Origin of the sequence: Kribbella sp. NPDC004536 (assembly GCF_042873835.1) — a bacterium.
Taxonomy (GTDB): Bacteria; Actinomycetota; Actinomycetes; order Propionibacteriales; family Kribbellaceae; genus Kribbella.
In genome coordinates, this window is record NZ_JBIALY010000001.1 from 3013377 (window position 1) to 3034338 (window position 20962).

Sequence of the window (20962 nt, forward strand, 5' to 3'; positions counted from 1 at the left end):
GGTGAGCATCTGGCATCCGATCGTCGAGTTCCTCGGCGCGATCGTCGGGGTCGACCCGGACGACTGGCCGCAGGGCGACGAGGACGCGCTCCGCGAGTACGCCCGGCAGTACGACGCGATCGCCGCCGAACTGCGGGCGACCGTGGCCGGCGGGTGCCGGGAGGCGTCGACGGCGATCGGTGCTGCCTGGAACGGCGAGGCCGGCCGGGCACTCGCGGCGCAGGTACTTGCCTACGGCACCGACAAGGACTTCGGTGGCGCCGAGTCGATCGCGGCGGCAGCCGCGGACCTCGCGCAGTACCTGCGGGACCAGGCGGACACCATCGTCCGGACCAAGGTGCTGATCATCGCGCAGATCGCGATCGGCATCCTGATGTTCGCGATCCCGGCCGGCAAGGCGATCTCGCTGGGGATGCGGCAGGCGTTCCGCCAGGCGCTGAAGGACTTCATCCACAACGGGGCGAAGAACGCGATGAAGAAGGCGGTCGCCGCACTCACCGCGCGGGCCGCGAAGACGGCGGCGCTCACCCCGGCCAGGGTGGTCCGCGGGCTGGCGCTCGCCGCCGTGGGCGCGGGCGCGTACGGGCTGGCACCGAACACGATCGCGCAGACGTACGGCGTACTCACCAACCAGTCGGGCCGCACCGGGCCGGACGGCACCCACGAGGACGGCTGGAACTGGGACGAGACGAAGAAGTCCGCCGAGATCGCCGCGGTGGCGACGCCGCTGGCGATCGCGAGCAGCATCGGGCTGGGCCGGCTCGGTGGGCTGGCCGCCCGGAAGGTGGACGCGCTGAACGGGCGCGGACTGCAGTTCCTCGGTCGCCGGGCCGCCGGTGCCACGTCGATGGCGGTGAGCATGCCGGCCGCCAACTCGCTGGTCGTCACGCACAAGCTGCCCACCTTCGAGGAGGTCTGGAAGTCGGCGGTGATGGGCGCGGCCGTACTGGGCGGCGGGTCCCACAGCCCGCATACCGACATACCACCGCATGCCGAACCCGTCGAGGTGGCAGCGGTCCGCGACCACTCGACCATCGGCGGCGACCACCGGCCGCCCGACCCGCCCCAGCAGCCCGTCAAACCCGCTCTCGAGTCGTCGCACGCTGAAACGAACGTCGCGAACACGAACTCCCACAGCACCGGCGCCGAGTCACGTACGGAAACAGGCGCGGCCGCCAGCACGCAGCAGGCCGCTGTAGCCACCGCACCCGAAGCGGCGACGGCCAAAACACCAGAACAGATTGCCAAACCAACCACGCAGGAAAAGGCGGCGACCGCCGCCCGGCCCGTCAAACCTGAAGCGGTGAAGGACTGGACTCAGCGGCAGGAACACCGGCAAGAGGTCCAGCGCCGGGAGGCAAACGCGAACACGGCGCACGCCGACCACGAAGCCACCGTGGAAAAGGCGCGCGCGGTCAAGGAAACCGAGCAGGCGGCCAAGCACGCCGACAAGGAACTGAAGACCGCCGAACGCGTACTCCAGAAGCACGAATCCAAACACGGCAAGGCCGACGACAGCTCGCACGCGGTCGAACTGCGCGAACGCGTGGCCGAAGCACAAGCGCACCACAAGACCGCGCACGAGGAACTGACCGCGGCCAAGCATGCCGAAGCCGAAGTAGCAACCACCAAGCTCGCCGCCGAGACCCACCGGCTCTCGTACCTGACCGCGAAGCTCGACTACGTCATGTCGCGCCTCAGCCCGGTCGAGCTCCGGCACCTCAGCGAGGGCAAACTCGACGTGCTCAAGGACGCGCTGGGGGAGAACGTGACCCGCGACGAGGCGCTCCAGCTGTCGATCCACGAGCTCATCCACCGCACCGAAGACGGCTGGGGCTTCGCGCTCAAGTCGACGCAGCTGCACGCCGAACTGGCCCTCCGTGAGGATCTGCTCGTTCAGATGGGGACCGGTGAAGGCAAGACGGCCGTCGCCGCGGTGGCCCTCGGCATGATCGCCGCCGATCGACCGGTCCACTTCATGACCTCGAACCGGAGCCTGTCCGCGCAGGCGTACGCGAAGTTCCGCAAGGTCCTCGAGCCGCTCGGGTACGACGTCATCCACGTCGATCCCGCCGTACGGTACGGAAAGCCCCGCGGCCGGACCGTGTACGTCGGCGACGTCGCGTCGTTCGGCTGGGCGATGGGCCGCGGCCACCGGGTCCCCGGCAAGGACGTGATCGTCGACGAGGTCGACGCCGTCGCGGTCGAACTCGCCGCGCAGCGCTACACCCACAGCTCCGGCGCGGCCGGCAAGGCGTCGGCGAAGACCGAAGCCCAGGTGATGCTCGCGAAGTGGGCCCTCGACAGCGGCAAGTTCGACCACGCCGACCTCGGGCTGACGAGCCGCGGCGAGCCGATCAACGGCAAAGGCCCGGAACTCACCGCGGAGGGTCGCCAGAAGCTCGCCGAGCTGACCGGCGTCGACCCGGCGGCGCGTCAGTTCGCCAAGCAGGTCACGCGATTGGAGAACGCAGCGCAGGCTCGTTGGGGACTACGCGAAGGCCGCGACTACATCCGCGCGACGATCGGCGACAAAGAGACCGTACTGATCGTCAGCAAGCACTCCGGTGAACCGCTGGTCGACCGCGAGACGCTCCTCGAACAGCGGTGGACCGACGTCGCGCAAGCCCTCGAAGCACAGCACGGCCTGGAGGTACGGGCGGACCCGTCCCACACCAACGCGGTGACGACCCGCAAGCTGCTCGACAGCTACGAGCATGTGAGCGGCATGTCGGGTACGGCGAAGCAGGCCGAGCAAGCGATCCGTGACCTGTACGGCAAGGACAAGGTCGGCCGGGTCGTCGAGATCGACAGGTTCAACGACCCGAAGCTGGAGTCCCGCCCGCCACAGCACTTCGCGACGATCGAGGAGAAGTACCGGGCGATCGTGGACCAGGCCATCGCCGACCTGGCCAAGAACGGCGACCCGTCGACCGGCCGCCCGCAGGCGATCGTCACCGAACACAACGACGAGGTCGCCCTCGTCCAGCGACTGCTGAACGAACGTCTCAAGGACCTCCCCGGCGTCCGCATCGAGGTGGTGAACGCCGAGCGGATGGCCGGGTTCATCGCCGACCGTACGTTCGACGCGGAGATGGGCAGGATCTGGAAGCAGGCCGGCGAACGCGGCACGATCACCATCGGCAACAAGGTGCTGGGCCGCGGCATCGACATCGAGCTGGCCCCGGACGCGTTCCAGTACGGCGACCGCCCGGACGCCGACGCCCGGGTCTTCACCGGCCGCAACGGCCGCGAAGCCGTCAGCGGCGGACTCGCCGTACGCGTCGGCTTCCACGACGCCGAGTCCCCGCGCGGCACCATCCAGGCACTGAACCGAGCCGGCCGCCAAGGCGCCCCCGGCGAGGCGTCGCTGTACGCATCGCACCAGGACGAACTGTTCCGCCGCCACCCCGACGCCCTGGAGGCCGCCGCCGCGTACATCGACAATCCCACTGTTGCCTCCCGCAACAAATACCTCACCGCCGTCGAATCCGCCCAACTGGCCTCCCAAGCGGCCACGCTCAGCGCCCTCGGCGTAACCCACACCACCGCCCCCACACCGGAACTCCACGACGACACAGCCCGCAACCGCCGCGTTCCCGGCGATTCCGGTACCGGGTACGAACCGGCCTCCGATATCCCAGGCGTCCTGCAGAACGCCACGTCCTACCAAGGTCTCTCGGCCGCCGACCAGGACCAGGTCGTCGATGCGATCAAGCAGCTGACCGGTAACGACTCGGTGCTGATCGAAGGTCTGCGGCCGCTTCTCGAAAGCCCTGGCCTACGCACGCTCGAACCCGCGGAACTGCTTGCCGAGGTTCGCGGCTGGCGCCGGTACGACGATCTCTTCGGCCGGGCCGTCGAACTCGGCGCCCCGATCGCCGGATCGCCGGATCGGGTGCCCGTGGAGCACTGGTCGTCGTACGGCTGGGCCGACGCGACCGATCTGGGCGAGCCCGACGTGTCGGAACCGCTGAGCACCAGCGGCCGGCCCGGACAGATCGTCACGCTCGACGAGAACTCCGGTGTGTACTCGATCCGGCGCGACGGCAGCGAGTGGATCGTCAAGCTGTTCCCGGACCGGAACGACGAGCAGCAACGGCAGGAGATCGCGGACGAGTTCGGCGGAGTCGTCGCCGCCGCGGGCACCGGGTACGGACCGACGCCGTACGGACTCGTGCGGGCACACGTGGGCGACAAGCGCTACCTCGGTATGGCGATGAGCCGGGTCCGTGGCGCGATGGTGCACGATCCGCAGCCGTCCGGGCCGGATGCGGTCGAGGAGGTCGCACGCGCCCGTCGCGCGGTCACCTTCGACACCGTGCTGCAACTGCACCAGTACCTGGCCCGGCTGCTCGACGACGGCTACCACTCGGCCGGCGAGCTGCAGCCGCTGGTCGATCCCGAGACCGGGAACCTCCGGATGATCGACCTGGCCGACGTCAAGGAACTGCTCGACGACCCGCTGTACCAGCAGATCGCGCGCGCCGATCACGGACTCGGGCTCGAGAGCGCTGACATCCGCGACCAGTTGATCAGGGCCGCGATCGAGAACGCCCGCCGCGAGGAGGGACGTGCCCGGCTTCTCGAGGCGTCGGCCGTCCGGGGCGGGATGACCGTGGCGGCCGTGGAGCAGGCCGTAGAGCTGGTCCGCATGGGGATGCGACTGCCGGACCAGCTCGCCCTGAGGTTCGTGGTCGGAGCGAACAACCTCGAGTTGGTGCGGGGCCACGGGATCGCGCCGGCGGTCGGTCGGCGTCCTGGGTACTTCCGGATGGAGGACGCGACCGGCGTCGTCTACCTGTCCGCCCAGGACCTCCAGTCGCCGGACGATATCCGGGCGACCGTCTGGCACGAGGTGGTCGGGCACTTCGGGTGGCGGCTCTTCAGCCCGGAGGACCGTGCCGCGATGCTTGCCGAGGTGCACGAGCTCCGCGGCCTGGTCCCGGAGTTGTCGGCGGAGATCGAGGAGTTGTACGCCGACCAGCCGCCGGATGTCCGTGCCGAGGAGTTCCTCGCCCGACTGGCCGAAGGTGAGGTGCCGTCCCGCGTCGTTCAGGCCTGGAATGCCGTACTCGCCGGCAGGTTCGGTACTGTCCTTCACCGTATCGGTGCCATCAGCAACGAACGTCTCGCCGGCGCGCGCCACCAGCACGAACTCGAACCGCTCTTCGGGTACATCCGCGACCTGGTCCGCGCGATTCGCCGGAACCGGCCGGTGTCCGACGCCTCGCCCGTCGTGCGTACCCGGACCGGGCGTCCGGGGCCGAACATCGCGCGGGTTCGGCCGGCGGTGGACGACAAGTACGACGGTGAGGGTCTGCCCGCGTTCACGACCGGTCTCGTCGAGAGGTCGTACGACGATCTGCTGAATGGGACAGCCGACGAGCAGGCGCTTGCGGCGGTGCTGCCGGAAACCCGGGTCAAACGCTTTCTGGTCACCGCCACCGACGGGAACCACTTCGAGATCGAGGGTGCTCGGCTGACGCCGCATCACCTTGCGGTGATGACGGACCTGTACCAAGGTGTCTCGATCGTGCTCGACGGTGCGTCGCGGGAGCTTGCGCAGCGGGTGGCGGACATCATGGGCGTCGACGTCACGATCCGTACAGCGAACGGCTGGGAAACGCTAGACCCGCAGCCACTTCCCGCGGCCGACGGTCGGGTCGAGTGCGGTCCGGACGGTACGTTCGTCCTGTACACGAAGGAGAATCCGGCCGGCGTGCCGATCGAGCTCGAGTCGCACCTCGGCCGGCTGCTCGGGATCGGTGGGTCGAAGGCGGCGTTCGCGTTCTACGACAAGGTCGTGCTGATCGCGCTGCCGACCGTCGAGGTGTCGTTCTTCACCCAGCTCGACCGGATCGAGGGGCTGCTGGCGAAACCTGGTGCGGCCGAGGTCATCGCTCCGGTGCATTACACCACCGCGTTCGGGCGGGACGCGTTCGTCGCCGATCGCTTCCCGCGGATCAGTCGCGACGTCTGGGTCAGCGTCCCGGACTTCGCCGCGCCGGATGCGCTGCGCGCGACCCAGGCGAGTCTCGACAGCCTGCTGAAGATCCGCGCGTTCATGGTCGCCAACAACGTGACGATCGGCGACCTGCAGTTCGGCATCGACGCCGACGGACGGTTCTGGGTGTACGACGTGGGCCGCGTCCGCCCGCTCACGATTCCGCTGCCGCCGGGCGCGGACCTCGGTATCTTCAAGCCGTCCAGGACCAATCCACTGGAGGTCGTCGACGCGTGGATCGCCTGGGCGGCGGCCGGGCACACCTTCACCCCGATCGGTCAGCCCCGCACGTCCCCGGCGCCACGGGACGACCTGCAGCCGCCGTCGTACGACTGGGCCACCGCGACGGATGGTCCGGCCACGAGTCTCTACCCGGACACTCCAGCGGCCCGCGAGCGCGTGGTCGCCGAGCTCGAGCGGGCGTACGTCGCCGCTCGCACCGGGTACGGTCCGGTTCCGGGCGGGCTGGTCACGACCGAGATCGACGGCGCCCGGTACGTCGGGTTCGCCGTGCAACCAGTCGAAGCGGCGGCGGACGCGGCGACGCTCGACACCGTTCTTCAGGTCCACGAGTACGTGCGACGATTGCATGCCCTCGGCTACTACCCGGCGGTCGAGCTGCAAGGAACCGTGGCCGAGCGCGGTATGTTCCACGCGACCGATTCGACCGGGCTCGAACCGCTTCCGGGCGCAGCCGCGACAACTCAGCTCACCGACCGCCTGCTGCAGACCGCGTTCGACAACGTGAAGCGTGCTTCGACCGGTCGTGATCGACGGGTGCATCGGGATCAGCCGCGTGGCGGTGCAGGGAGCATTCACCGGAGCGAGTTCCGCGGTGACGGACGCCGTACGCCGAACCCGGCCGCTGTCTGGTCCGCCGTCGAGCGTGCACTGCCGCAGGTCGCCGCGGCCGTTGGCGTGGTCCATGATGTCCGGGCGATCGCGATCGCGGCGAATCGGCTGACGATCACCTTCTGGGGCGGCGCGGAGCTGACCGCCGAACTGAAGGTGGCCGGCGACTTCACCAACGCCGGCCCGGTCCGGTGGGAACGTACGGCGGACTCGATGCACTGGGCAACTATTACCTTGTCGCCGCAGGTACGCGACGAGGTCGTCGGGCGGGCGCTCGCGGACGCGATCGCGGGGATGGTGGCGGCGTACCGGGGTGTGCCTCTGGCCGGCCGGCAAGCCGAAGTCGCCTATCTGGTCGCTCGCATCGAGCAGGGCGAGCAGCCGCGTCACCACCGTCGGGAGCTTCGGCTCCTCCTGCAGCATCTCGGCAAACTGGGCAGTCAGCTGTCTCCCGCCCTGCAGCGACGGGTCGACGCCATCCAGCATGAGGTCCGCTCGACGAGGGCCGACGAGCTGGAAGACGGTTGGACGGACCCAGCCGCCTTCACTCCGACCCAGCTGCCGAGGCTCGCGAGCCGGCCGTCGAGTGGGCCTGATCCTGCCGTGGATCGGTTCGTGCACGGGCTTTTCAAGCACTTCGCGAAGCAGCCTGAGGTCTCGCCGGAGCGGGGTCACTCGGTGAGTCGGTTGACCGTTCTCCGCGAGCAGCCGCTGCTGCGGCAGTTCGTCAACTGGTACGGACCCGACAAGGCCGCGGAGCTGGGGCGACTCGACGCCGATGCGCTCGGGCACGCGATCAGCCCCAGGGACCGGCAGTCGGTGGCAGCAGCGTTCGACCGTCTTCGCTGGCTCCTGCAGCAGGACGGCCGCGCTGCAGCACGGCAGTTCTCCGAGCTCGCCAACGCATTGGGCGTAGTCGCGCACGAAGATCTCCGCGCGGCCCTTCCGCACGACCTCGCGGCCGCCGTGCATGCGCTCAAGCCGAGCCTCCTCCAGCGAGCCGGCCGCGCCATCGACGCCGGCGCGAAGTCGATCCCCGGCCTGCGCGCCGACCTGATGTTCGGCTTCCTGGAAACCGTTCCGACCGGCACCGCCTCCGCCGCCGTACTGGCCGGCAGCGGCCGGGTCGGCCTGGCCGCCGCCGTCCTCACCGGCGCGGTCGTCGCGGTCCCGTTCCGCACGGTCGTCAACCGATATGTCGAAGCCCGCGAAGAAGTCGTCAAGTCCGCTCGCCGCACCTACCGCCGAACCCTCGACGAATCCACCCGAGCCCCCCAACGAGCAACCCTCACCAACGCCATCCACACCGCCCATAAACACCTTCAGACCACCGGCCCGGTTGTGCGGCGGGGGGAGTTGGGGGTTCCGGAGACGAAAGTGCCCGCGCTGACGACGCCGTGGTGGATGTTTCCGTTGCGGAGTTCTGTTCCGGTGGCGGCGGCTGCCATTCCGATGGCGATGGTGGTTTCGCCGGTCGTGGTCGGGGCGACGATCGGGCTGGCCGTGGCGGTGGTCGGGTCGGCGCAGTACCTGTTCGCCCGGCATCAGGCGACTCTCGACGACGAGCGCCGTACCCGCGACTACCAATGGCGGAGCTGGCGGCAGTTGGTCGACGAGTTGCGGAGTACGGCAGACTACCTCGTCCGCCTGGAGGCTCTGGCCGAGCAACTCGGAAAGCCGATGCCCAAGGCAAGCTTCGCCTTCGAGGCGCCGACCGATCACACCGGCCGCGGCGTGATTCCGGCCAAGCGCTACTTCGCCGTACGAGAACTCCTGCTCGGCGTCGTACCGATGGCGCACCGCGTCACCAGCGTCTACGTACAGCAACAGCTCGCCACCTCGACAGCCGCCGTGCTGGAAGCCCTCGCCCGCCTAGGAACCATCGGCGCCGTATCCGGCATCGTCGAAGCCTTCCACGCCGAAGCGAACCGGCACGCGTTCGACCGGCGGATGCACAACTGGCTGGAGCTGCTCCGCATCGAGGTGCAGGCGCGGGCCGACGAGATCAACGACCCGCTCCTGGCCCAACTGGACCAGCTCCTGACCGCGGAACCCCAGCGAACAATGGCGATCCCCGCGCTCCCGCCCTGGTCGCCGGTACTGCACTCCGACCGCGAAGCCACCACGAACCGGCGCTGGTACGCCGTTGGCGCCGCGGCGATCGCCGGCTCCGGAGTCGGCGTCGCGGCGTGGATGGTGGAGAGCTTCCACCTCGACCCGGTCTACCTGTGGCAAGCCGCCGCGGCCGGCGCCTTCCAGCCCGTCACGTTCTACGCGAGGTACCTGCGCCGCCGCATGCGCGTCAAGGCCGACCTCGCCGAACGCGACCGCGGCGCCGAGCAACGCGCCGCCGACGAGCTCGACCGCGAACGCGCTGCTGCCGCCGACGCCGCCCAAGAGATCGGCCACATCGCGGATGCGATCGCCGGCAGAACACCCCGTACCCGCCCCGCTCCCAGCACCGAACTCAGTCTGTTCGTCGATTCCGAACGCCGTGACGACCACGGCTCCGCCGAACTCAGCCGCCTGCTGAACAAACTCGCCGGCCTCGACGCCGAACGCCAACGGCTGCTCAAGCGCTACGACAACGGCGAACCGACCGAACTCCACGAGCTGAGCGGCGTACTGGTAGCGATCTCGACCACGCTGACCCAGTACGCCGATGCCCTCCACAAGCTCGGCGTCGACCCGCACATCCGGCTCGGCGGCCCACAAGACCGACCGGTCAGCGACTCCGTCCTCCACCACGACCCGATCCACGCCCGCAACCTCAGCGACCTGACCTGGGCGCCGGGCCTGCACCACAAGCCGAGCGCTGAATCGGAAGACGCCGCGCTGATCGCCGCCCGGATCCACCTGTCGACCGCCGGCCGGTACGGCCCGTTGTCCCTGCAGCAGATCCGCGCGCACGCCACGGTCGGCAAGCTCCTCACCGACATCGCCGCCGACGTGGTCTCCGCCGCCGAACGCAAGCCTGCCAACGCCCTCAAGGCGCGCGTCGAATTCCTCCGGACTCTGACGGCCGATCAGGCCCGTGCTGTTCCCGCCCGCCTGCTCCAGCAGAAGCAGATCCCGATCGACTGGCCGACATACGCGCTGATGCGCGTCAACGCGATCCAGCGCGAGCAAACCGAGCTGATCACCCGAGCCGCCGCACGTACGGAGACCGGTGCCGCAGGCAACGACCGTCACATCGTGATCGCCGCGGCCTGTACGACGGCAGCGCGCGAAGGTGATCGCGCACGCGAAGCCTGGCAGACGTTCCGCGACAACCCGAACGCCGCGACGCTGGTGACCGCGAAGCAAGCCGAAGCCCTGTACGAGCAGCGTCTCGCTGAAAGCCTGCCCTCGAAGGACGTTCTGCAGACGGCAATCGTCTCCGGCGACCTCCCACATCTGACACTCCTGGCGGACGAACTCAATCACGCGCTGTCCGCAACAGGAAACACGTTCCGCTACACCCCGGAACTGCTGCACCGGATGCTCCGCGCGGAGACCCGCCCCCTGCTCTCGCCGGGCGGGTTCGTCCTGACGGTAGGAAACGACCCGCGAGCAGACGTTTCCGAGCTCACCCAGTTCGAACTCACCCTCGACCCGAACCGGTTGCGGGAGGTCCTGAATCATCCGGTGAAGTTCGAGGAAGGTCAGCTCGGCCAACTCGTCCAAGGCGGCACCGGCCTCGCCACGACGACCACTCAGTCGTACGGTTTCAACGGGTCGCTGAAACTCGGCCCGGTGTTGTCCGCGCTGCCGGACCACAACCCGCTCAAGGCCGCTGCGCAGATCGTCTCGCCGAGCATCGAGTACTCGAAGAACTTCGGTCAGAGCACGACCGGCGGCGCGACCGAGTACGGGCTACCCGGATCGGTCGAGGTGATACAGGGCGAGATCCTCCGCTTCCGCTCCGACCGACCGCGCTGGTCCTGGCGGATCCGTACGTCGGCCGTCGGCGCCTGGTCGGAGCCGCACGTGGTGGCCGGCACGACGGACACGCTCGATCTCGGCATCAGCCACGCGTACACGGTCGGCCCGCCGACGGACACCGTGACGATCGCGGAAACCGGCGGACAACGTAACACCGACCTTCCGGAACACGTCGCCTCCCGGGTCGACGGCCTGACCGAACTGGCCGACCGCGCGATTACGGGCCTACGGCAACGACTGGGGCGGCTGGACCGGATCGGCCACGACCAGTTGCGCGGCCTGCTCACCGAGGACGCCCCCGGTCGCCTGGCCGAGGCGACCCGGCCCGGCGGGCTGACGCGGCCGATCACCAGCGGTGGCCGGGTCGTCGCGTACGCCCAACTGGAAACCACCGCAGTGTGGGAGCAGGTCACGCTGCTCGGCGACAGCTCGAAGGACCACAAGATCGAGCGTCTCCGCGTCGGCTTCTCCGGTACGTCCGGAGGCGTGACCCGATCGGCCGGCGACTCGTACGCGATCTCGGCGGACGGAATGCCGATACATGACCTGCACGGTTCACCCTGGGATCTCGGCCCGAGCGGGAAGGTAGGCCGCAGCACCGGCCACGACGTCTCGGTGAACACCGGGGACGTGGCGATCCACCCGAGCGTCCAACGGGTCCAGCCGACCATCGGGCTGAAGCTCCGTCTCGAGCACCGCCTCACGATCCACCGGGTCGACAAGCGCGACACCTTCACGCTGACGACCGGAGGCGACGCCGTACTGCGGATGCCCGAGAACGAGGCGTTCCGGTACGGCGTACCCGTACCGGCGGCCGCGATCGTCCGCGGCGACGACGGGCAACCGACGTGCGGCAAGGACAAGCGGCTGGTGCTCCGCGGCGATCCGCAACCGCAGGAGCAGCCGCTCGAACTCCCGGTCTGGATGAACCGGATCCGCGGCGCGGGTCCGGCGCTCGTGCAGGAGCTGACCGGCGCCGACAAGGTCCTGAAGCAGTTCCTCGAGCATCTGACCGGGAAGGGCCTGATCCCGAGGGGCGATCTCGGCGGCAAGGACCCGGTCCTCGCCGCGAGCCAGCTCGCGAACCTCGAACGGGTGACGCAGCAACTGTCGCGGCATCGCCTGGAGACCGGCTACGACATCGCCGCCCAGGAAGGCATCCTGTTCCGGCTCGACCTGCACCGCACCGGCCGTTCGCCGGAGCAGCACACGTACCGGATCCGGATCCTGCCGGGCAGGTCCGAATTCGTTGGTCTCACCACCGGTGAGACCGTGGTCAACCTCGACATCGGCTCGAACACCACCAGTCGCTCCGGCAGCTGGTCGAACAGCCTGCCCTGGCAGTTCAAAGCCGGGCTCGGCAACAAGCCCCAGAACAGCGGCCAAGACCCCGAAGGCGGCCTGACCGGCGCCCGTACGTCGCTCGGCCGCGTCATCAGCTGGGGTGCAGGCAGTACGGTCAACCGTGTCTCGCTGACGGAGAGTACGGCGAAGGTCGCCGTCTTCGAGGTCGCGCACAACCTCGTCGTCACCGAACTGACCGACGAGTCGACACCGATCGCCGAAGCGGAAGGCAGCGCCCGGCTCTCCGTCGACAGTGAGTTCTGTCCGACCGGTGCCGATCCGGCGATGTCGATCGACGGCGACGTCGATCCCCTGCTGTTGCGGTCAGCAACCTTCCAGGCGATCGATGCCGGAAACCCGGTGGCGCGGCTGATTCGCGTTCTTCCGCAGCTCGCGCGTGCCGACAGTTCGGCGTTGCACCACCTGAGCGCGTTCCTCAACCCACGCAACCTGGCGGCGCGACCCGAGCTACTGGTTGCGCCGTACCGGACCAGCCTGCTGGTGACCCCGGTGCCGTCGAATCCCAAGCAAGCGATCGTGCAGCGCGGCATCACCAGCGGCCGCGCCCGGTTGACGGTCACCTCGACACTGCGGAATCTCGAGTACATCGGTTTCGGAAACCCCGTGAACGGCGAGATCAACCTGACGCTGGGCAGCACGACGATCAGCACCGGTACGTCGGCCGGCGGGAGTGTGCTGGTGAACGGCGGCGACGGCACGATCCAGCCGGGCGGAACGTCGTACAGCGGCTCGCTGACCGGTAGCGGTTCCACCAGCCGGTCGGACAACCGGACCGAGACGCAGATCAACGGCGTGGAACGACTCGTCATCCGGACCGGCCAGCACTACCAGTTCGTCGCCGGCCTCGCCCTCACCGCCCAACTGCAAGGCGCCGAGAAAGTGGAGCTCCCGGACGGCACCGTCATGCTGACGATCCCGGAACGCGATGTCCTGCGGCTCTACGGGCGCGGAAAGCTTGCTCTCCCGGCCGCAAAGGTTGCCGAGGTCGTCGAACGCCTGCGCGACGGAAAGCTCGAGCTCGACAAGCGGACAGCGGTTTCGGTCCTGACCCGGTATGCGGCCGACACGCAGCACAATTCGGTGGCGCCGGTCGTGCGGAAGCTGGTCGGACTCACCGCCGGGGCCTTCTCGACGCTCGACGTGCTGCTGCCCGCCGCCAAGTACCTGGCCGAACAGCACGTCGAGGTGAAACTGCCGCAGTTCTACACGACGACGATGGGTGCCGCGATGATCGACGAGTCGTCGGTCCAGGACCCCGACGGCCACGAGACCGACCTCTATCGCGAGGTGCTCGCGGCCCTCGACGATCAGGCGCTCGAGGATCCTGTCCTGACAGCCGGACTCCGCGGTGACCTCGCAGGACTCCGCTGGCACGGACACGTCGACGACCTGATCAGCCCGCGCGGTTTCGTCACGGAGTACCCGACCGCCGGCGGTCGCCAGGTCACGGTGCGGATCAACCTGAAGTACGAAGGCCCGATCACGATGCGCGGCGACGCGAACGCCAACGCGCTCACGATCCTGCAGATCTACAACTACCTCGAGCAGAGCCGAAGCATTACGAGGACCAGGACGTACGGCGGCAACGCCGGGGGATCGTTCACCACGGACGCGCCGCGCGACGGGAGCGTCGGAACGGACCGCAGTACGTCGACCACCGCGTCCAGCACCGAGCAGAACACCCGGATCACCCGAGCCTTGTGGGAACCGACCAAGCGGGTCTCGCGCGGCTTCAACATGACGATCCAGATCGACGACGCGACCAGCCGGAACCTGACCGGCGAGCTGACCCTGCTCGTCCCGCCGTCGGTGATCGACCCGACCCCCGAACAAGGCCCGGCCGACCGGCGAACAGTGACGTTGCCGCGCGGAACGGTCGCCGAAGGGACGACGGCGCCGACTCTGTTCGAGACGGTCCACGAGCGCCTGAGCAGGCCGGACATGCTGACCAAGGCCGGCGTTCTCCTGCACCGGAACACGCTGGAGAACGCGCTGTCGGCGGCGACCCGGATGGCCGCGTTCGAGCGGATCGCCACACCCGACGGCTACCCGCTGGTGCGGCTGCCGGTGCCCGGCCACCGATCGCGGATGGTCGCCGTCCAGGTGCGAGCCGAAGTGTCCGGCATGCAACTGGTCGCCGACGACACGACGCAGCTCGCCCAGATCGACCGGCAGCAGCGGACCACGCAGGTGACGACGAGCAGTACCCGGATGCTGCCCACCGCGCGGTCGGTGGGTACGTCGAACGCGGTCGGTGTCGGCGTCGGCGCGTCCGCCGGTGAGCAGGCCGGGGAGAAGGTCAACGACATGACGGGCCATCGGAAGGAGACGTCGATGTACGAGCGTGGCCCGGTCGTCACGGTGAAGGTCGAAGTCCGGTACCTGTTGGAGTACGCCCGCCTGCATCTCGGCCGCGACGGCGGCGTCCGCACCGGCCGCACGGACACCGCCGCCGTCGACGGTACGGCGTACCTGACCATGTACCGCCACGAGTACGACGAGCTGTGCGCTCAGCGCCGCCAGGAAGGATTGCGGCCGAGGTAGGCGACGATGTTGTCGAGAGTGTCGTCGCCGGACCACGGGAGGTCCGCGGCGAACGCAGAGCCCGGTGCGAGCCGGACGTCGCCGGTCGGGACGATCTGGGCGACGGTGTGGGCGGCCTCGAGGACCTCGGGGCTGAACGACGCCGTCGTACCGAGGGATTTCGCGACGTCCCAACTGTGGACGACGTAGTCGATGAAGTGGAAGCTGATCGCCTGGGCGCCGGGGAAGGCGGCGTTCGGGCCGAACTCGGCGAGCGGGAACGTCCGCTCCGCCACCCCGGGCTGCGCGAACGCGTCCAGGACGTGCTCGGCGGACTCGGCGTAGGCCTTCACCGGGTTGTCGCCGAGGTCGCGGAGCTTCCAGACCGCGGGGTCGTCCTCGCCGCGGGAGGCGGCCGCGAACCCGTAGTGCTGGGTGGCCATGTGGGCGAGCAGGCCGTAGAGGGTCCAGGCGCGGCACGGGGTCGGCTTGGACAGGTCGGCGTCGGTGGCGGTGCTGACGAGCTCGATGCTGGTCCGGACGGCTTCGGCGTCCAGCGGGACGTAATCAACGGTAGGCATACGCATATCGTAGGCGCTCGCATATGATTGCGCCAGTGCTACCTTTTCGGTATGGCGACCGAGCGACCCGATCTGGCGGCGATGCTGGCTCCGCTGGTCCGGGACCTGATCGCGATCGAGCTGCCGATCCTGGCCGCGCACGACGTCTCGATGTGGGGTTACGTCGTCCTCAACGCACTCGACGAGACCCCGGTGCGGACGCAGGCGGCGCTCGCGGAGGCGATCGGTGCGGACAAGTCGCGGATCATCGGCACCCTCGACGAACTGCAGCGGGCCGGCCTGATCGAGCGCACCCCGGACCCGGACGACCGCCGCGTCCGGCTGCTCTCGATCACGGCGCAGGGGCGGAAGGTGCGGCGCGCCGTCCGCAAGGACATCCAAGCGGTCGAGGTGCAGACCCTCGACGGCCTGCCGGCAGCCGATCGGAAGACGTTCCTCCGGCTGCTACAGCAGTTGCACGCTTCACGCTGAGGGTGGAGCTCGCTCCCTCGCGCGGGTGATCCAACCGGCTGCTGCCGTCAACAGACTGGCCGTATGAAGCGTGCGGTGGTGCTGTGGGCGGTGGCGTACGGCGGTCTGCGGATCTGGTACGCGACCGGGCATGCGCCGTCGTGGAAACTGCCCGGCGACGATCTGCTGATCCCATCGTGGGCGTCGGTCGCCGCCTGCGTGATCACCGCACTCGCCGTGGTCCGGATCCGTCCGCGCGTGCTGTGGGTGCTGGCCGCGGGTTGGCTCGCCGCGGCCGGGTTCATCCTGCTCGACGTCGTGGCCGGCGTACTCCCAGGACTCGGCATCCCGTTCGACCCGCTCGGCATGCTCAGCCGCCTCGGCGCGATCGTCGGCGCCGTACTACTCGGTCTCCTCGCCCGCGCGCAGCAGCCCACCGCCACGCCGTGGCCGCCGTGGATCTCAACCGCCGGTGCCTGTCTCGCCGCAGTCGGCTGCCTGACCAGACTCGGTGCGCAGGCGGTCGTCGGCTTCGGGGCGACACCGTACGGCGGGAACTGGTCGTTCCTGGCATTCGAAAGCGGCTTCCTGCTCGCGGGTACGTTGCTGCCGTTCCTGCTCGTGCACCGGATCGGGCGGGCGTTCCCGCGCTGGCTCCTGCTGCTGCCCGGGTACGCGATCGGCGGCGGCATCACGGCGTACTTCGGCGTCGGGCTGATCCAGATGATCGTCGCCGCGCTCCGCGGGCAGCCTGTGTACGGCGACGTCGGGCTGCCGGACAGCTTCTTCTGGGTCGCGGTCCCGGCCTACGTCGTCTGGGGCGTGGGCCTCACTGTCGCCGCTCGCGGCTACCAATTCGCGACCCGGAAAACCAGCGAATCGCTATGTGAGCTACCTATCACGCAGCGTTGAACCAAGTAGAGCGTTCAATCGTTCGAATCAAGCACAGACACCAACCCCGCCCGAGGAGTGAGGCCCTGTGCAGGTGCTCGAACGTTTTCAGAACCACGGAATCGGCGTTTTCCGGATCGTCGTCGGCTTCCTGTTCGCGACCCATGGCGCCGCGGCGCTGTTCGGCGTCCTCGGCGTCGAGCAGGTCGGCCTGCTGGTCTGGCCGTCCTGGTGGGCGTCGCTGATCCAGACCGTCGGCGGTGCACTGGTGATGGTCGGCCTCGGCACCAGGTATGCGGCGTTGATCTGCTCCGGCTCGATGGCGTACGCGTACTTCAGCGTCCACCAGGCCGGCGCTTTGCTGCCCGTGCAGAATGGTGGCGAGTTGGCGGCGCTGTTCAGCTTCGCCTTCCTGCTGATCGCGTTCCTGGGCAACGGCGCCTGGTCGGTGGAGCGCGCGGCCAGAATTCCGGTGCAGACCACCGCAGCCAAGTAGGCATGATCGACAGGGCAGGAGCGCCGATGGCGGACGACCGGGCGACGCTGCTGCGTGAGCTGCACGACGTGCACGCGCCCGCGCTGTGGCGGTTCGTGGTCCGGCTGACCGGCGACGACCGGCTGGCCGAGGACGTCGTCCAGGAGACCCTGCTGCGGGCCTGGCGGCGGCCGAACATCCTCACCGAGGACGAGCCCGGCGCCCGCGCCTGGCTGTTCACCGTCGCCCGCAACCTGGTCATCGACGACCGGCGCAGCGCCCGGGTCAGCCGGGAGGTCGCCAGCGACGACCTCCCGGAGAACCCGAGCGCCGACCACGCCAACGCCGTACTCGACGCCTGGCTGGTGGCCGAGTCGCTGGCACAGTTGTCCGAGGAGCACCGGCAGGTGATCGTCCGGGCGTACTACGGCCGCCGTACCGTCACCGACATCGCCGAGGAGCTGGGCATCCCGCCGGGCACCGTGAAGTCGCGGCTGCACTACGGGCTGCGGGCGTTGAAGCTCGCACTGCAGGAGAAGGGGGTCACGAGTCAATGAGCGACCCGTACCGGGAGTGGGACGCGGCCTACCTGCTCGGTGCGCTGTCGGCGAAGGACCGGCACGCGTACGAGGAACACCTGCACACCTGTGCGGACTGCTCGGCCGCGGTCGCGTCCCTGGCCGGCGTACCCGGGATGCTGGCCGCGCTGCCTGCCGAACGGGCGCTGGCAACCGTCCCCGACGAGCCGCCCAACCTCCTGCCCGCGCTGGCCCGTAGCGTCCAGCGCGACCGCCGGCGGCGACGGATCCGGTTCGGCGCCCTCGCCACCGCGGGTGCGGTCGCGGCCGGCGTCATCGGCGCGTTCGTGATGGTCCCGCTGACCCGCGACGATCCGAAGGGCGACTACGTCGTGCTGTCGCAGACCGTGTCGAGCAAGCTGTCCGCCGACGCCCGGCTGGTGCCCGAGCCGTGGGGTACGACGATCGAGATCAGCTGCAAGTACGACGAACTCGCGACGCCGAGCGAACGCTCGCGCGGTTACGAGCTGTACGTCACCGACACGAACGGCAAGGTCCAGCTGATCGCGAGCTGGACGTCCGCACCCGGAACCACCGTGAAGCCGGCGGCCACGACGAAGCTCAAGCGCGACGAGATCCGGGCGCTCGACATCCGCAGCTCCGAAACCGGGCGAGTGTTGCTGGCAGTTCGTTTCTGAACATGAATGCGCACGGCGAGTTGGGGCACCAGAGGGTCAAGAACGGCGATCGCTCGAGAGGCCGCCGCTCGAGACCCCGGTGTTCAGGGACGTGCACCGGGGTCGCCGTACGTCGTGATCTGCTGGAAAGAAAGTTCCGCCGAAGTTGTAACACTCGGCACGTCACCAGCGATACACCGTGTGTAACGCCACTTGAGAATCCCGTCCCAGGTCGTCCGCCCGAAGGGCCTGGGCCGGGATTCTCGACTGCTTATGAGGCGCCGGCAGCGTTACATGCAAAGGCCCCCCGGTGATGCCCACCCGGGGGGCCTTTGCTGCAGCGCTCCCTCTCCCTAGGACGCTTGCTCAGTCGGGCCTTCCGACGGCGGCAGCGCGATCCGGTCCGCCGGCAGGCGTTCCGTCCGCTCGGAGCCGTCGTCGCCCTCGTACTGCACCAGAGCGGTCCATCCCGATTCCTCGTGGTCGCGGCCGATCAGCCAGCCGCGATGCCACTTGCCGTCCACCTGGACGACGACGTGGCTGGGCAGAGGGAGTCGGGACACCAGATCGGTGCCGGGCTCGAACTCAGTCATGGCCGAAGGCTAGGTGCAAACCGGTCGCGGCGCCTCTTGAAAGCGTGTTCCGACACAGAGTTCTCAGACTCCGGACTCGAGTCCAAACGCTTGTACGGCGCCGTTGACCTTCAGCGCCCGCCCGCCCGGTATGCGCGTGACCCACCCGTTGTCGAGGGCGTGCTTGCACAGCGCGGTGCCGACCGCGCCGGCCAGATGCGGCCGCCGCTCTGTCACGTCCAGGCAGGACCGTACGGCCGCGCGGCCCCGCCGTACGTCGAGCTCGATGCCGAGATCCTTCAACCAGGCTTGGCCTTCCGGCGTCAGCGCGATCCCCTCGGACCAGTCGATCAGGCCGCGTTCCGTCATCGCGTCGGCAACCGCCACACCGAGTTTTCCGGCCAGGTGGTCGTAGCAGGTCCGGGCCCGCGCGAACGCGTCCCGCTTACTGACGGCCGACAGACTGTTCGCCAGCTCGGTCCGCCGCGGCGCGAGTGCAGCCAGCCCTTCGAGCAGTTCGGCGGTATCGGGTCCTGCCAGCTTCACGTACCGATGCCGGCCTTGCCGTACCTCGCTCAACAGCCCGCCCGCGACCAACAGGTTGAGGTGCTCGCTGATCGTCGGGCGGGACACCTTCGCCACCTTCGCCAACTCCGACGCCGTCCAGGCCCGCCCGTCCAGCAACGCCAGACACACCGTCGCCCGGGTCCCGTCCGCCAGCATCCGGGCCCAGCCGGCCAGCTCCTCGCCCTCGGCAGTCATACCGCCATCATGCCGTGCCGACAGTTAGGCCCCCGCCGAACGGTCCCGTACCTACCGTCGATCCATGTGACCCATCTGACGATCGAACCTTCCATCCTGTACGTCGGAACGCCCGTCGCGCTGCTCACGACGCTCAACGAGGACGGCACCGTCAACCTCGCGCCGATGTCTTCGGCTTGGGCACTGGGCAACGTGGTCGTACTGGGCGTAGGCGTCGGCGGCCAGACCGCTCTGAACCTGCAGACGCGGCCCGAGCTGGTCATCAACTATCCGTCGCCTGACCTGTGGCGGGCCGTCGAACGCCTCGCCCCGCTCACCGCCGCCAACCCCGTCCCGCCGCACAAGCAAGCCCGTTTCCACCACAACCGCTCGAAGTTCTCGTCCGCCGGGCTGACCCCCACGCCGTCGGACCTGGTCACCCCACCCCGCGTCGCCGAATGCCCCCTCCAGTTCGAAGCCACCGTCACCAGCGCCGCCTTAGATGCCAAAGGCAACTTCCTGATAGCCCAGGCCGAAGTCCTACGAGTCCACGCCGCCCCCCACCTGGTAATCCCCGGCACGTCCCACGTGGACCCCGCCGCCTGGTCCCCCCTCATCTACAACTTCCGCCACTACTGCGGCCTAGGCGACGAACTAGGAGAATCCTTCCGAACCGAAACCCCAAGAAACTAAGAGAACCCCTGCGCGTGCTCCCGCGGGAACTCCGGTCGCTCCGCTCCCTCCCACCCGCTCCGCACACCCCACCCAACCCCCGGGTTGCCGCCGGTAGTTTCCGGCTTGCGCCGGGGAGTTGCCGGCTGCCGCCGGCGAGCTGCCGCTCGCGCGTGACTACTAGGCGGGCATGGTCCGTGAAGCCGCGGGTGGATGCTCCTATGGATGTCAAGCGGCGGTTGGCTGCTGGTTCGGGGTGGGTTTGGGGTGTTGGAGGGTGTAGTAGATCTGGCGGGCGATGAGTCGTTTGAGGCAGCGGATGATGTCTTTCTTGGAGAGTCCTTGGGTGGTGCGTTTGGTGGTGTAGGCCTGGGTGCGGGGGTCGTATCGGAGCCGGTTGATGGCGATCATGTAGAGGGCTTTGTTGGCTTGCCGGTCGCCGCCGCGGTTGAGGCGGTGGCGTTGTGTTTGGCCGGAGGAGGCGGGGATGGGGGCGACGCCGCAGAGCATCGCGAAAGCGGCTTCGGAGTGGATCCGTTCGGGGTTGGGGCCGGCGGTGACCAGGAGTTGCCCGGCGATCTCGGGGCCGACTCCGGGCAGGTCGAGGAGTGCGGGGTTGATGGTTTCGATCAGCGTGGTGATGAGTGTGTCGAGCTCGGCGATGTCTTCTTGGGCGGCTGTGTAGCGGCGTGCCAGTGAACGCAGCGCGGTTTT

At 68.9% G+C, this 20962-nt stretch carries 11 protein-coding genes; 7 read left to right on the top strand and 4 right to left on the bottom strand.

Features of this window, described 5'->3' with window-relative positions:
* Position 1: 1 nt before the first annotated feature.
* Complete coding sequence (locus ACFYRU_RS14890) at positions 2–14692, top strand: hypothetical protein (RefSeq protein ID WP_387657933.1); 14691 nt, start codon at positions 2–4, stop codon at positions 14690–14692.
* Here ACFYRU_RS14890 and ACFYRU_RS14895 read toward each other — a convergent pair.
* On the bottom strand, positions 14659–15252 hold the full coding sequence (locus ACFYRU_RS14895; RefSeq protein WP_387657935.1) for a TIGR03086 family metal-binding protein: 594 nt from the start codon (positions 15250–15252) through the stop codon (positions 14659–14661). The genes ACFYRU_RS14890 and ACFYRU_RS14895 overlap by 34 nt on opposite strands.
* Before the next feature lie 51 nt (positions 15253–15303).
* Between ACFYRU_RS14895 and ACFYRU_RS14900 the strand changes: the two genes are divergently transcribed.
* The 5 genes from ACFYRU_RS14900 to ACFYRU_RS14920 all read left to right on the top strand — a co-directional run bounded on the left by ACFYRU_RS14900 (position 15304) and on the right by ACFYRU_RS14920 (position 18284).
* Positions 15304–15723, top strand: a complete 420-nt coding sequence (locus ACFYRU_RS14900; protein WP_387657938.1) for a MarR family winged helix-turn-helix transcriptional regulator — start codon at positions 15304–15306, stop codon at positions 15721–15723.
* A 63-nt stretch (positions 15724–15786) separates the two neighbouring features.
* Positions 15787–16614: a hypothetical protein gene (locus ACFYRU_RS14905; RefSeq protein WP_387657941.1), complete on the top strand. Its 828-nt coding sequence runs from the start codon at positions 15787–15789 to the stop codon at positions 16612–16614.
* A 67-nt stretch (positions 16615–16681) separates the two neighbouring features.
* Positions 16682–17089, top strand: coding sequence for a DoxX family protein (locus ACFYRU_RS14910; RefSeq protein ID WP_387657943.1), 408 nt, complete (start codon positions 16682–16684; stop codon positions 17087–17089).
* Between the two features lie 26 nt (positions 17090–17115).
* On the top strand, positions 17116–17625 hold the full coding sequence (locus ACFYRU_RS14915; protein ID WP_387657946.1) for a sigma-70 family RNA polymerase sigma factor: 510 nt from the start codon (positions 17116–17118) through the stop codon (positions 17623–17625).
* A complete protein-coding gene (locus ACFYRU_RS14920) occupies positions 17622–18284 on the top strand; it encodes an anti-sigma factor family protein (protein WP_387657949.1) in 663 nt (220 codons plus the stop codon). The genes ACFYRU_RS14915 and ACFYRU_RS14920 overlap by 4 nt, the downstream gene beginning before the upstream one ends.
* 332 nt (positions 18285–18616) lie before the next feature.
* Here the strand turns inward: ACFYRU_RS14920 and ACFYRU_RS14925 are convergent, their stop codons facing one another.
* Both ACFYRU_RS14925 and ACFYRU_RS14930 read right to left on the bottom strand, forming a co-directional pair.
* Positions 18617–18856 (bottom strand): hypothetical protein, encoded by a 240-nt coding sequence (locus tag ACFYRU_RS14925; RefSeq protein ID WP_387657952.1) that lies wholly within the window; start codon positions 18854–18856, stop codon positions 18617–18619.
* A gap of 63 nt (positions 18857–18919) precedes the next feature.
* Positions 18920–19597, bottom strand: coding sequence for an ArsR/SmtB family transcription factor (locus ACFYRU_RS14930; RefSeq protein WP_387657953.1), 678 nt, complete (start codon positions 19595–19597; stop codon positions 18920–18922).
* A 66-nt stretch (positions 19598–19663) separates the two neighbouring features.
* On the opposite strand from ACFYRU_RS14930, the gene ACFYRU_RS14935 reads away from it, so the two are divergent.
* A complete protein-coding gene (locus tag ACFYRU_RS14935; protein WP_387657956.1) occupies positions 19664–20269 on the top strand; it encodes a flavin reductase family protein in 606 nt (201 codons plus the stop codon).
* 207 nt (positions 20270–20476) lie between these two features.
* Here the strand turns inward: ACFYRU_RS14935 and ACFYRU_RS14940 are convergent.
* Positions 20477–20962 (bottom strand): transposase (locus tag ACFYRU_RS14940; protein ID WP_387657959.1); only part of this gene is annotated, 486 nt, incomplete at its 5' end.

What these genes read in the sequence shown, in the direction of transcription:
- ACFYRU_RS14895 (WP_387657935.1), bottom strand. Translation starts at nt 15,252, where the DNA reads ATGCCTACCGTTGATTACGTCCCGCTGGACGCCGAAGCCGTCCGGACC.
- ACFYRU_RS14900 (WP_387657938.1), top strand. Translation starts at nt 15,304, where the DNA reads ATGGCGACCGAGCGACCCGATCTGGCGGCGATGCTGGCTCCGCTGGTC.
- ACFYRU_RS14905 (WP_387657941.1), top strand. Translation starts at nt 15,787, where the DNA reads ATGAAGCGTGCGGTGGTGCTGTGGGCGGTGGCGTACGGCGGTCTGCGG.
- ACFYRU_RS14915 (WP_387657946.1), top strand. Translation starts at nt 17,116, where the DNA reads ATGGCGGACGACCGGGCGACGCTGCTGCGTGAGCTGCACGACGTGCAC.
- ACFYRU_RS14920 (WP_387657949.1), top strand. Translation starts at nt 17,622, where the DNA reads ATGAGCGACCCGTACCGGGAGTGGGACGCGGCCTACCTGCTCGGTGCG.
- ACFYRU_RS14925 (WP_387657952.1), bottom strand. Translation starts at nt 18,856, where the DNA reads ATGACTGAGTTCGAGCCCGGCACCGATCTGGTGTCCCGACTCCCTCTG.
- ACFYRU_RS14930 (WP_387657953.1), bottom strand. Translation starts at nt 19,597, where the DNA reads ATGACTGCCGAGGGCGAGGAGCTGGCCGGCTGGGCCCGGATGCTGGCG.